Below are 12516 nucleotides of genomic sequence, written 5' to 3'. Positions count from 1 at the left end.
CGCCACAGCGCGGTCAGTTGAAGGCATGGCTAGGCTGCTATCACGTTGCGAGTGCAATCTTTACACGCAGGCGCACGCCGCCCAATGGGCTGGAGTCCAGTTCGGCTGTACCCGAATGTAGTTCGGCTTGCTGGCGGACCAGGGCCAAGCCCAGGCCGGAGCCGGGGGACCCGGGGCCTTTGGCGAAGCGGTCGAACGCAGTGGGGCGGATGGATTCGGGGATGCCCGTGCCGTCGTCGTCGATGGTGATTTCGACAGCGGCGGAGTTGTTGTGGCGTGTTCGGATCGGCCGCGTGTACTTGGGTATTCGGACCGTCAGTGGTTGGACCGGGGGTGCTCGGAGGGGCGGAATCCGCAGTTGCCCCGGCGGGTTTCGCATCGGAATCGCTCAGATCGCAGCGGCGCGCGGCGACCGTGATGGTGTGTGCGTGACCGTGCTGTACGGCATTGGCGACCGCGTTGGTGACGATGAGCATGAGGCCGCCGGGTATACCGGTGATCATGGTCGGGGTGCACTCGGTGAGATCGATGCTGACCTCGGGGTGTCTGCGGCGGGCGTCCTGCACTGCGCGGTCGAGGGTTTCGCAGAGTTCGAAGGGTTCGAAGGCGTCGGATTCGGTGAGTTCCCCGACCGCGAGTTGTTCCAGATCGGTCAGGGTGTTCTCGATCTGGCGCTCGGCCAGCAAAACGTCGGCGAGGACCGCGCGCTGCTGTTCGGCGGGTAATTCCTTGGTGGCCAAGACTTCCAGGTCGGTGCGCATCGCGGTGAGCGGTGTGCGCAGTTCATGGGCGCAGACCGCGGCGAAGTCCCTGGCGCCGGCGAGCGCGCGATTGGTGGCGCCGTGGGCAGCCTCGAGCCGTGCGAGCATGCGGGTGATGGCATCGGAGAGTTCTTCCGCCTCACGGGCTCCGCGGCCGCTCAGCGGCGGGAGCTGCTCTAGGGTGTCGATGCCGTGCGTCGCGGTGGCCAGTCTGCGCAGTGGCCGCGCGGCATAACCGGCCAGGAACCAGCCGAGCACCGCGGCGAGCAGCACACCCGCGATGCCGATCCCGACGCCGATCAGCTGGCTGCGGCGGATGGCCGAATCCACCAGTGCGCGATCGGGTTCGAGCCGTACCACCAAACCGGGCGCGCCTGCGACCGCGGTGCGGACATCACCGGGGCCCACGATGACCCGCCCTGGTAGGGAGGGATCTACCTGAGGGAGGGGGATGTCGAGACCGAGTTGCGGGGTGGTGATTGCGGGATCGGGTTGCGGGCCGGGGATCGCGGGACCGGGTTGCGGGCCGGGGATCGCGGGATCGGGTTGCGGGGCGGGGATCGCGGGATCGGGTTGCCGGGTGGGGAGGGGGTGTGGTTCGGGGACGGGATTCAGTTGGGGGGCGGGGAAGGGCGGTGGATCGAGGAGCGTCCGAATCACTACGCGCGGTGGCGTATCCAGCGGCGGTGCGATGGCGACGCCCATGGTCGACACCGTCTCGTCGAACTGACGGGAACCGGTGGCGTCGAGCAGTGCCGTGTAGGCGATGCCGAGCGTGACCGCGACCAGCGCCGCGACCACGCCCGACACCAGCGCCACACGAGCGCGCAACGACAGGGACACTTTGCCTTTCGGAGACTTCACTGCCCGGCTCCACCGACTCGTCGACGCTCGGGTCGTTGTGCTGGAACCGATGCCGATGCTCGCTCGCGATTCAGCTCGCTCACGATTCCTCCGTAGCGCTCATGCTTCCTCCCGCAGTACGAATCCCACCCCGCGCACGGTGTGGATCACCCGAGATGCACCGTGCGCCTCCAACTTCCGCCGCAGATAGGAGACGAACACATCCACCACATTGGTGTCGGTGGTGAAGTCGTAACCCCAGACCGCGGAAAGGATCTGCTCGCGGCTGAGCACGATCCCCATGTTCTCGGCGAGCAATGCAAGCACCTCGAATTCCCGTTTGGTCAGTTCCACCTGGTGTCCGCTCGCGAACACCCGATGCCCGGCCCGATCGATGCGCACCTGTCCGACCTGGCGTTGGTCATCGCCGGACGGCCGGATCAGCGCGGGCCGACGACGCAGCAACGCATGCAGCCGGGCGACGAGTTCGCCGAGGTCGAAGGGTTTGGTCAGGTAGTCATCGGCGCCGCGCTCCAAGGCCGCGATGCGATCGCTGACCGCGGTGCGGGCGCTCAGCACGCAGATCGGAATGTCGTTGCCCATCGCGCGCAATGCCGTAACCACGCCCGCCCCATCGAGATTCGGCATATTCACATCGAGCACCATGGCGTCCGGTTCGGCGCTGCGGACCATCGACAGCGCCGCGGCGCCGTCTCCCGCGGTGACCACTTCGAAGTCCGAGAGTTCGAGCCCGCGCCGCAGCGACGCGAGAACTCGAACCTCGTCGTCCACGACCAAGATGCGTTGTCCGGTCATGGGGCCACCATAGAGCCGGACCTCGGTCAGCTGCCGCTACTGCCGGTCGGCGCCGGCCGTGCGGGCTGGACGTGCAAGACGCCGGGCCCGACAGGTCCGCCGGGCCGGCCAGGCGCCACGATGACCGGCCCGGACGGATCGATATCCGGGCAGCCCGGCAGCGCGAGGTCCGGCGGCAGCGGTGCGGCCGGAGCACCGGGCAGCATCCGCCGCTCCATGATCACCACGTGGGGTTCGCCGGGGCCCTGCACCACGCATGTCACCGTCACGTCCCCGTCGCCCGGTAGCGGCGGCTGGGCCGAGGCGACTCCCGCGACCAGCGCGGCCGCGGTGGCGGCGAATGCGGTACCGGTAGCGATGGTGACAATGCGGGCTCGGCCGCGTCCGAGGGTTGCGATCATGATGCGATCTCCTTCGCGTCGGTGCCGGGTTCGTCCCGGCGAGACCGACGCTATGGAGCCGAACTTCACCATCTCTTGAGCAATTATTAGAAATCTCTTGCGGCGCATCGAACTTCGGGCTGTACGCGTGGCCGCCGACGAGTTAGTCTCGTCGACACGGTTTCGGGGCCGCCGCGTGGCGCGGGCTCGGAGCGCTCGAGCAGGTCCGATGCAACACCGGCCCCCGATTCGGATGCCCGCAGAAACAGGGCTTCCGTTCTGGTTTCTCCAATGGCAAGGTTATGTTGCTCGTCACAGTCGTATGCTCTGCGGACCTGCAGAATGTGACAGTTGGGTTTTCCGGAATATCGTTAGGTGATCTTCACTCGGTCTGCCCGGCGTGGTGAGGATGCTGGAAACCTGAGAGTGGAGCTTGCATGACGAGTGACCTGCCCTTCGACAGCGATGCCACCGACGCTGACGACCGTGCGGGCGACACCGCCTATCGCGTTGCCACCGGCGTCGCGCGGGTAGCGAGGGCGGGCGCGTATGTGACCGGCGGCGCGCTGGTCGCCGCCAACGGCGGTACCGCACCCGTACATCCCGGCGGGCAACGGCTCGACAGCTGGACTTCGGCCTACACCCGCGACCCCGATGCGGATGCGCCGAGCCCTGTGGTCACCTTCCCCGATCCGGACCCGAATTCGACACCGCCCGCACCACTGCATTCGTCGACGCCGACCCCGCGCGATGTGAGCGTCAACGCGCCCTTCACCATCCCCAGTGTGCCCAATTCGGGTGTGTACATCGGGCCTGTGCCGCAGCAGCATTCACCGCAACCATGGCAGAACACCGGGTACGGCAGCTATCAGCCCGGCCTCGCACTCGGAACCGAGAGCGAACGGTCCGGCCTCGATCTACACAGCGACTCACCGCAGTCCGGCCTCGATCTCGGTACCGGACACGTGCCCGGCTTGGGTAACGTGCCCGGACTCGACCTCGGTCAGGGCGGCCACGGCTTCAACCTCCCCAGCCCGAACCTCCCCAACCCGAACGGCTTCCTCGCTCCGGGTTCGAATCCCTTTACGTTGCCCCGTGTTCCGACGTCGGGGACGGCCATCAGCGAGTCGGTGAGCAGCGATGCCGAAAGCTCCGACGACGGCGATGCGGTCGCGAGCAGCGTTCCGTTTTACGGCGGCAACATGTTTCACAGCGGCGCGACCGGGGGCAGTGGGGAGCTGTTCCACGGCAACGACGCATTCCACGGCAACGACGCGCTCCACGGTGGCGACGCATTCCACGGCGCCGACATGTACCACGGTGTCGGCAGCCCGGATGCTTTCGGCGTATTCATCAATGCCGAAGCCGGTTTCAGCGTGCACACCGAACTCCAAGTGGACTTCAGTGCCGGCCCGAACGGGGTGTACCTCGCCACACAGTCCAAGATCGAGGTCGAGGGCGCGCTGAAGGTCGAGGTCGGCGCGGGCCGGGTCGGCGACAATATCGACAGGTACTCCGATTGGCTCGGCCAGACCCCTGGCACCACCGGACGTTCCGGCCTCGACAATGCCGGCGCGAACGGCACGGCCAACCCGGTCGGCGCCCAGCCCGTGGGCGGATCCGTCCCGCAGTACTCGGCCGTGCAGCCCGTCGCGGTGCAGCCGTTCGCGGCGCCGCTGCCCGCTCCGGTCGCGGCCGTCGCGCCCGCAGCGGTAGCCCCCGCGGTCGTCGCGCCCGCTGCGGTGGCAGCGCCGGTTGCGGCCACCCCACTGCAGACCACGATTCAGCCGGATGTGGCGAGCACCCCGGTCGCCAACGTACTTGTCGCCCCGGCGGGTCCGTCGCCGCTGACCGCGCCCGCCGCGACGGTGCCCGCGCTGTTCGAGCCGAGGCCCGTTCCGGCCAAACATCCGGTCGTGGTCGACGATTCGCCTTCGACCACGACGCCGCTGACGAACACGCCGACCACTGTCACCAAGACAGTGCCGATCCCCAGCGACAACACCACCGGGCATCCGACCAAGACCCCCGATACGGGCAGCACGAAGCCCGGCCACACCACTGTTCCGGACACGGATGCCACGGGGACGACGAAGATCCCGACCGCGACCCACGCGCCGACCACACAGGCTCCCACCACGCACGCGCCGACCCACACCGCGACGCCGACGATTCCGGACGACGACGATGTGACGATCCCGAGCACCGGCAACGGTGGCGGAATCAGCACCGGTCACAACGGCGGCACCACCCCGAGCACCGTCAACGGCGGCAACTCGGTCCCGAACACACACACCACCCAGCCGGACATCGATGACCCGACCGTGGACGTCCCGACCGTCTCGGTGCCGACGGTGACCCACTCCGCACCGACGGTCCCGGCGACCCCTGATATCGACATCCCGACCGCGAACTCCCCGGCGCCGATCCCGACTCAGCAGCCGCACGTGCCCGCGCCGACCATGCCCGCACCGGTCACCCCGGTGAAGCCGCCTGCGCACCCGATCGCCGCCGACCTCGGCGATCCGGCCGATTTCGCGCACCCGGTATACGAGCCCGATCACACGGCACTGACCCTCATGGCCGCCGGGCTGTCCACCCCGTTGCTGCCCGATCCGGGTGTGGAAGACGGCCACCACTTCGTGCCGGGCCTGGATATCACCCTGTTCTAGGAGCCGCACCGGGGGTCGCGCGCATTCGTCGCGCCGGCGCATGTCATCGTCGAACGCGATATTCGTACGACAGTTAGGAGGAGCGGTTGTCTGCCGCAGCCGGGCTGGAGGCCGCCACGGTGAAACATCCGGCGGCGATGGCGCCAGTGATCGGAATCCTCGATCAACTGCAGGAGATGACCCGCTCCGCGGGCCGGCAAGACCTGGGTGGCCGACTGAGTATGGTCCGGGCCAGGGTCGGCGACACACGGCTGCGCCTCGTGGTCGTCGGCGCCGCGAAGAACGGTATGAGCACCCTGGTCAACGGTCTGATCGGGGCGCGGGTAAGCGCCACCGAGAGTGCGCTGAGCGTTCCGGTGATCGCGGAGTTCGGACCGGAGCCGACCGCCGTCCTGGTGAAATCGCTGGGCGCGGGCCGGATCGAACGCCAGCCGGTCGATCCGCTCGACCCCGGGCCCGCGCTGGCCGCCGACGGGGTGATCCGCGCCGAATTCACCGAGCCGAGCCCGCTGCTCGCCGAGGGCCTGGTCCTGATGGACGCACCAGGCGGCAACGGCGACGATCACACCACCTGGTCGATGATCGCCGCCGCGGACGCCGTGCTCTACGTCGGTGACGCCGGATCCGAGTTCAGCCCGGAACAGATCGGCTACCTCGAGCGCATCCAGCAACTCTGTCCGACGGTCATCTGCGCGCTGAACAAGATCGACCTGCACCCGCACTGGCAGCACACCCAGCAGCGCAACCGTGAGCTATTGGACGCGGCCGGTCTCGGTTTCGCGGTGGCGCCGGTCTCCGCGCTGCTGCACCTACAGGCGGGCAATTACCAGCGCGATATCGAATCCGGTGTGCCCCAACTGGTCGACCACCTACGTGACTATGTGCTGGCAAGGGCCGACAGCCTGGTCCTGGAAGCCGCGGCCAACGACATCCGTCTGGTCGCCGACCACTTGGCCGTGACCCTGCGGACCGAGGCCGAGGCGCTGCGCGATCCGCGCCGCCGGGTGGAGATCACCGAACAACTCGTCGCCGCCCGCGACCAGGCCGACCAACTGCGGCAGCGCTCGGCCAATTGGCAGGTCACCCTCGGTGACGGCAGTACCGAGCTGATGGCCGATATCGAACACGACCTGCGGCACCGGCTGCGCAGTCTGGTGCGCGATGCCGAGGCTGAGATCGCCAACACCGATCCGGCCCGCCGCTGGCAGGATTTCGGCGCGGATCTGGATGCGCGCATCTGCGAGGCCGTCGAAGAGAATTTCGTGGTGGCGCACTACCGGGCGGTGGAGCTGTCCGAACAGGTCGCCGCCAAATTCCCCGCCGATCACCGCACCCCGCCGTTACCGGACCTACGCCTGGAAAATCCCGGTGAAGTGCTCGACCAGGTCGCGCCGCTGGATCCGCTGACCAGCGGGAAAGCCGGTATGCTCGGCCAATTCCTGACCGTCATGCGCGGGTCCTACGGCGGTCTGCTCATGGTTGGTGTGCTCACCAGCCTGCTGAAAATGCCACTGGTGAACTGGTATTCGGCCGCCGCCGCGCTGCTGCTCGGCGCAAATGCGCTGTGGGACGACCGCAAGGCGCGCAAGCAGCGGCGTCAGGCCGAGGCCAAAGTTTCGGTGGCCAGACTCATGGACGACGTGATCTTCCAGGTCGGTAAGGAATCGCGAAATCGGTTGCGCGCCATGCAGCGCACGCTGCGCGATCACTTCACCGATATCGCCACCGATGTACTCCGCGCCGCCGACGAACGGTTGCGCGTCGCGGAGGTGGCCTACGGAAAATACGGCGATCACCGCGAGGAACGCATCGCCGACCTGGATGTGCAACTCGGCCGGTTGCGCGGGCTGCGCGCCGAGGCCGATGGGATCAGCGCGGCCGCGTAAGTAGGTCGCGGGGTGGGCGCGTCAGCAGGACGTAGGGTGGCCGCATAAGCAGATCGCGGTGTGGCCGCGTAGCCAGTCGCGGGGTGGCCGCATCGGTAGGGACCGTACGCAATCCAGAGCGCGATACGGGATGCGATCAGCTGAGGGGCCGCGAGCCCGCCCCAAGATGGCTGAGCAGTAACCGACCGGTGCGGACGACTCGGCTAGCGGGTGACCAGCCAGGCGATGACGACGAGCACGAGCAGGGCGATCAAGGCGAGCTGAACGCGGGAACGCGGCATCAACGTGCCCCGCTCTGCGCGGTCTCGCGCACCACCACCGGCGGTGCGATCGGCTCGGGCATCAGGGCGGGCTCGGGGCCCACGACATCCTCAGCGGTGAGTGCTGTCGAGGTCGCGCGATTACGGCCCAGCAGTTGCAGCGAGACCCGCAGCAGTCGGTCCAGCAGGTAGGCGATGGCGAAGCTGACCGGAACCATGCCGACCAACACCACGATGAACTGCGGGATAAACGGCAATCCCGCGACCCACAACTCGAAGCCGTCCCACCACCCTGCAATCTGATGCACGGCACCAGCCTAGCCGTGTTGAATTCGCCGCGCCGTCGGCACCGCGTGGTGGCCGGGTTTCGGCGCGCTCGGTGGACGACACGGGCAGACGGACCGAAGATGAGGTATGGCGTCTTCCGATGATCTGACCGTAGAAGAACCTGCCGACCTGCCTGTGCTCAGTCAGCTGAGTGACGTGCGTCAGCATGCCACCTATCCGCCGATCGACGATTACGCATTTCTGTCCGACTGTGAGACCAGCTGTCTGATCGCCAGCAATGGCGGCGTCGAGTGGATGTGCGTGCCACGGCCGGATTCGCCGAGCATCTTCGGCGCGATGCTCGATCGCAGTGCCGGTCATTTCCGGATCGGCCCGTACGGGGTCAATGTGCCCGCGGCGCGACGGTATCTGCCCGGCGGCATGATCCTGGAGACCACCTGGCAGTCCGAGACCGGCTGGCTGATCGTGCGTGACGCATTGGTACTCGGCCCCTGGCACAACAACGATCAGCGCAGCAAAACGCACCGTCGCACGCCGATGGACTGGGACGCCGAGCACGTCCTGCTGCGCACGGTGAAGTGCGTGAACGGCACGGTCGAGTTGGAGATGAGCTGCGAACCCGCCTTCGATTACCACCGCGCCCCGGCCCGCTGGGAGTACACCGGCAAGGTGTACGAGGAGGCCACCGCGGTGCGCACCACCGATCCGAGTGTGGGCCCGACGCTGGTGCTGACCACCGACCTGCGGCTCGGACTCGAGGGCCGCGAGGCCCGCGCGAGGACCAGGATGAAGGAGGGCGACGAGGTGTTCGTCGCGCTGACCTGGTCGGAACTGCCCGCACCGCGCACTTTCGAAGAGGCGGCGCAGAAGATGTGGCAGACCACCGAATGCTGGCGGCAGTGGATCACCCTCGGCGATTTCCCGGATCATCCGTGGCGCAACTACCTCCAGCGCAGTGCGCTGACGCTGAAGGGACTCACCTACGCGCCGACCGGTGCGCTGATGGCCGCAGCAACCACCTCACTGCCGGAAACCCCTGGCGGACAACGCAATTGGGACTATCGCTATACCTGGGTGCGCGATTCCAGCTTCGCACTGTGGGGTCTGTACACCCTCGGTCTGGACCGCGAGGCCAATGACTTCTTCGCCTTCCTCAACGACGCCACCACCGGCGACAACGGCGAACCCGTTCCGCTGCAGGTGCTCTACGGCATCGGCGGTGAACGCGACATCACCGAGACCACACTCGACAACCTGACCGGCTATGACGGCGCCAAACCCGTGCGCATCGGCAACGGCGCGTACAACCAGGACCAGCACGATATCTGGGGCACCATGCTCGACGCGGTGTACCTGCACGTGAAGTCCCGCCAACAGGTGCCGGAATCGCTGTGGCCGCTGCTGGAGCGCCAGGTCGAGGCGACCATCGCGCGCTGGCAGGAGCCCGACCGCGGCATCTGGGAAGTGCGTGGTGAGCCACAGCATTTCACCTCGTCGAAGGTGATGTGCTGGGTTGCCCTGGACCGCGGCGCGAAGCTGGCCGAACTGCACGGCGAATACGAGCGCGCCACCGAGTGGTACACCATCGCCGACCAGATCAAGGCCGATATCCTCACCAACGGCGTGAATGCCGACGGTGTCTTCACCCAGACCTACGGCGGCGACACCCTGGACGCGTCACTGCTGCTGGTGGTGCTGAACCGCTTCCTGCCGCCCACCGACCATCGGGTGCGCGCCACCGTGCTCTCGATCGCCGACCGGCTCACCGAGAACGGTCTGGTGCTGCGCTACCGGACCGAAACCACCGATGACGGATTGACCGGCGCGGAGGGCACCTTCACCATCTGCTCGTTCTGGCTGGTGTCCGCACTGGTGGAGATCGGCGAACTGCAGCGGGCCCGGCATCTGTGCGAACGGCTGCTCGGCTATGCGAGTCCGCTGCGGCTCTATGCCGAGGAGATCGATTCGCGCAGTGGACGTCATCTCGGCAACTTCCCGCAGGCCTTCACCCATCTGGCGCTGATCAATGCGGTGACGCACGTGATCAGGGCCGAGCAGTCGCACACCTCCGGCGCGTTCCAACCGGCCCACACACCGGCGAGCATTCCGACCTGAGGCTTGGCGAGAGCGGTTGCTATTCGTCCGATTCCCGGTCCGTGCCGGTGCGCCAGTCGTTGAACCGCTTGCCGATCTTGGAGACGGTCTCGCCGACCTCCTGACCGACCGTGCTCACCGCGGATCCGACATCGCGCCCGAGATTGCGCACGGTGCGGATCAGCGGGTCCTCGGACTGGTCGAAGTTCGTCCGATAAGTGCGCGCGGCCTCCTTGATCTCGTCGCTGATCTTGGTGTGCTTATCGTGTTCGCGGCGTGGGTAGTCGCCGCCGAGCATCCGGTTGTATTCGCCGGATTGGATCCAGCGGCGCAGTTCGGCGGCTCGCAGCACCGAGAACGGATGGCTCTGCAGTTCCAGATTGAGCAGCTTCAGCACACCGTCGCGCAGATCGCCGGAGCGCTCGTAGTCATCGGCCTGCTGCAGGAACGCGCCGTGATTCATCTCCTTGATCCAGGTGCCGCCCGCGGTCTTCATATGCACCCGCACCGACGCCTCGACGTCCTGACCGCAGAGCAGTCCGGCCCGGTCGCCGGACAACTCGGACTTGCGGCTCCACTCCATCAGTGCGGCAACGATTGCGCGCAGTGCCCAGCCACCGACCGGCATCCAGCCCAGATTGGCCGAAATGCGCAGTAGATGCATGAGCATGGTGCGGTACACCGCGTGTCCGGACAGCGCGTGCCCGAGTTCGTGACCGACGATGAAGCGCAGTTCCTCGGTGTCCATCAGATCGATCAGCCCGGTCGTCAGCACGATGAACGGCTGGTCCATGCCGATCGTGAAGGCATTCACGTGCGGGCTCTGCAATACGAACATCTCGGGTGTGATGCGCGCGTCCAGGATTTCCATGCAGTCCTGACGCAACTGGTGCAGCGAACGGAACTGCCGCTCGTCCACCCGGACCGCGGTCGCGAGGTACAGCAGCCGGTGCTGGCGTTCTTGCAGCAATCCGGACAAGGTTCGCAAAACGGTATCGAACCCGGTGAGTGAGCGCAGTGTCACCAATGCGGTGCGATCGGCGGGATGCTCCCACGCGCGAGTGCTGATATCAGGGAATACAGTGCGCACACGGTCCGGGCTGGTAGTCATGGGATGAAACCCCCCTCTTCCTGGAACTCTGTTGATTCGAGCTGGTGGCATTTCCTCTGATACAGTCTGCCCGTGTCTTCGATTGTCGTCCCGCAGGTCCGCCATGAATTGGCGTTGATCGCTGTCGGCAATCTCGCGGTCGCGGACATTCTCTGTCGCTGATCGGCGCCGGGCGCTGCTGCGCACCCATCTTTCTCTAGACTGGCGCGCAAACTTTTTCGCAGCAGTGTCCGTACCCCCGACCTTCGGTCGACAAGTCGCGCCGCAGTTCTACCGCCGCGACAACTAGTCCATGTCGCGGCGGAGCGCATAGGAAAGGTTCCACCCATGTCACCCAGGTCCTTGCTCCTCGGATCGTCCCGATCGCACCGTCGCCCGATGATCGCCGCGCTAACGGCCGTCGCCGCCGTCGTGCTCACCGCGTGCGGTGGTGGAGCGAGTGACACCGTGGGCGGTGGTGGCGCCGACGGCAGCGGCGGCACCCTCAACCTCTACGCCTACGCCGTTCCGAAGCCCGGTTTCGACAAGGTCGTCCCGGAGTTCAACAAGACCGATAAGGGCAAGGGCGTCCAGATCAACGGCTCCTACGGCGCCTCGGGCGATCAGTCCCGCAAGGTCAAGGACGGCGCCCAGGCCGATATCGTCAACTTCTCCGTCGAGCCCGATATCACCCGCCTGGTCGACGCCGGTCTGGTCGATCCGAGCTGGAATGCCGACGCCACCAAGGGAATTCCGTTCGGCTCGGTCGTCGCGATCGTGGTGCGCAAGGGCAATCCGAAGGGCATCAAGGACTGGGACGATCTGCTCAAGCCGGGCATCCAGGTCGTCACCCCGAACCCGTTCAGCTCGGGCTCGGCCAAGTGGAATCTGCTCGCGCCGTACGCGGCCAAGAGCGACGGCGGCAAGAACCCGCAGGCGGGTCTGGATTACCTGAGCCAGCTCATCTCCAAGGAGCATGTGCAGGTGCAGCCGAAGTCGGGCCGCGAAGCCACCGAGACCTTCCTGCAGGGCACAGGTGACGTGCTGCTGAGCTACGAGAACGAGGCGATCTTCTCCGAGCGCAACGGCGATCCGATCGAGCACATCGTGCCGCCGACCACCTTCAAGATCGAGAATCCGGTCGCGGTACTGAAGAACAGCAAGCGTCTGGATACGGCGAATGCCTTCCGCGACTTCCTGTACACCCCGGAGGGCCAAAAGGCCTGGGCCTCGGCGGGATTCCGCCCGGTCGACCCGAAGGTGGCCACCGACTACGCCAAGGACTTCCCGACTCCGCAGAAGCTGTGGACCATCGCCGATCTCGGTGGCTGGAAGACCGTCGACAAGGACCTGTTCACCGCGAACACCGGTTCCGTCGCGGTCATCTACGACAAGGCCACCAAGTAAGTCGGTGATCCGAAACACC

9 protein-coding genes and 1 pseudogene are annotated in these 12516 nt (G+C 66.6%); 5 read left to right on the top strand and 5 right to left on the bottom strand.

The features are described 5' to 3' along the window. Window positions 1-40: 40 nt before the first annotated feature. The 3 genes and pseudogenes from ACFYOW_RS22815 to ACFYOW_RS22805 form a co-directional block, all read right to left on the bottom strand. Window positions 41-1604, bottom strand: a pseudogene (locus ACFYOW_RS22815) (ATP-binding protein). Between the two features lie 120 nt (window positions 1605-1724). After that, on the bottom strand, window positions 1725-2420 hold the full coding sequence (locus ACFYOW_RS22810) for a response regulator transcription factor (RefSeq protein WP_387290920.1): 696 nt from the start codon (window positions 2418-2420) through the stop codon (window positions 1725-1727). A 26-nt stretch (window positions 2421-2446) separates the two neighbouring features. Further along, the gene (locus ACFYOW_RS22805; protein ID WP_387290918.1) at window positions 2447-2821 is read right to left on the bottom strand and encodes a hypothetical protein; all 375 of its coding nucleotides are present in this window, start codon (window positions 2819-2821) and stop codon (window positions 2447-2449) included. Between the two features lie 416 nt (window positions 2822-3237). Here ACFYOW_RS22805 and ACFYOW_RS22800 point away from each other — a divergent pair, with 416 nt between their 5' ends. Both ACFYOW_RS22800 and ACFYOW_RS22795 read left to right on the top strand, forming a co-directional pair. After that, window positions 3238-5472, top strand: a complete 2235-nt coding sequence (locus tag ACFYOW_RS22800) for a hypothetical protein (protein WP_387290916.1) — start codon at window positions 3238-3240, stop codon at window positions 5470-5472. 86 nt (window positions 5473-5558) lie between these two features. Continuing rightward, window positions 5559-7358 (top strand): hypothetical protein, encoded by a 1800-nt coding sequence (locus ACFYOW_RS22795; protein ID WP_387290914.1) that lies wholly within the window; start codon window positions 5559-5561, stop codon window positions 7356-7358. Window positions 7359-7638: 280 nt separating this feature from the next. Here ACFYOW_RS22795 and ACFYOW_RS22790 read toward each other — a convergent pair whose 3' ends face one another. After that, window positions 7639-7926 carry a hypothetical protein gene (locus ACFYOW_RS22790; protein WP_387290912.1) on the bottom strand — a complete coding sequence of 96 codons (288 nt, stop codon included), beginning with the start codon at window positions 7924-7926 and terminating at the stop codon, window positions 7639-7641. Between the two features lie 106 nt (window positions 7927-8032). On the opposite strand from ACFYOW_RS22790, the gene ACFYOW_RS22785 reads away from it, so the two are divergent. Further along, complete coding sequence (locus tag ACFYOW_RS22785; RefSeq protein WP_387290911.1) at window positions 8033-10021, top strand: glycoside hydrolase family 15 protein; 1989 nt, start codon at window positions 8033-8035, stop codon at window positions 10019-10021. 19 nt (window positions 10022-10040) lie between these two features. Here the strand turns inward: ACFYOW_RS22785 and ACFYOW_RS22780 are convergent, their stop codons facing one another. Beyond that, entirely contained in the window at window positions 10041-11111 is a 1071-nt protein-coding gene (locus ACFYOW_RS22780; RefSeq protein ID WP_387290909.1) for a M48 family metallopeptidase, read from the bottom strand. 72 nt (window positions 11112-11183) lie between these two features. Between ACFYOW_RS22780 and ACFYOW_RS22775 the strand changes: the two genes are divergently transcribed. Beyond that, entirely contained in the window at window positions 11184-11273 is a 90-nt protein-coding gene (locus tag ACFYOW_RS22775; RefSeq protein WP_387290907.1) for an Ms4533A family Cys-rich leader peptide, read from the top strand. A 216-nt stretch (window positions 11274-11489) separates the two neighbouring features. Further along, window positions 11490-12497 (top strand): sulfate ABC transporter substrate-binding protein, encoded by a 1008-nt coding sequence (locus ACFYOW_RS22770; protein ID WP_387290905.1) that lies wholly within the window; start codon window positions 11490-11492, stop codon window positions 12495-12497. Window positions 12498-12516 lie beyond the last annotated feature (19 nt).

Origin of the sequence: Nocardia sp. NPDC006982, from assembly GCF_042869435.1 — a bacterium.
Classification (GTDB): domain Bacteria; phylum Actinomycetota; class Actinomycetes; order Mycobacteriales; family Mycobacteriaceae; genus Nocardia.
The sequence above is the reverse complement of the archived record's forward strand: the minus strand, read 5'-3'. Positions and strand labels throughout refer to the sequence as shown.

Bases quoted from the DNA above. Each gene is read 5' to 3' on its own strand.
- ACFYOW_RS22810 (WP_387290920.1), bottom strand. From the start codon at position 2,420: ATGACCGGACAACGCATCTTGGTCGTGGACGACGAGGTTCGAGTTCTC.
- ACFYOW_RS22805 (WP_387290918.1), bottom strand. From the start codon at position 2,821: ATGATCGCAACCCTCGGACGCGGCCGAGCCCGCATTGTCACCATCGCT.
- ACFYOW_RS22800 (WP_387290916.1), top strand. From the start codon at position 3,238: ATGACGAGTGACCTGCCCTTCGACAGCGATGCCACCGACGCTGACGAC.
- ACFYOW_RS22785 (WP_387290911.1), top strand. From the start codon at position 8,033: ATGGCGTCTTCCGATGATCTGACCGTAGAAGAACCTGCCGACCTGCCT.
- ACFYOW_RS22780 (WP_387290909.1), bottom strand. From the start codon at position 11,111: ATGACTACCAGCCCGGACCGTGTGCGCACTGTATTCCCTGATATCAGC.
- ACFYOW_RS22770 (WP_387290905.1), top strand. From the start codon at position 11,490: ATGATCGCCGCGCTAACGGCCGTCGCCGCCGTCGTGCTCACCGCGTGC.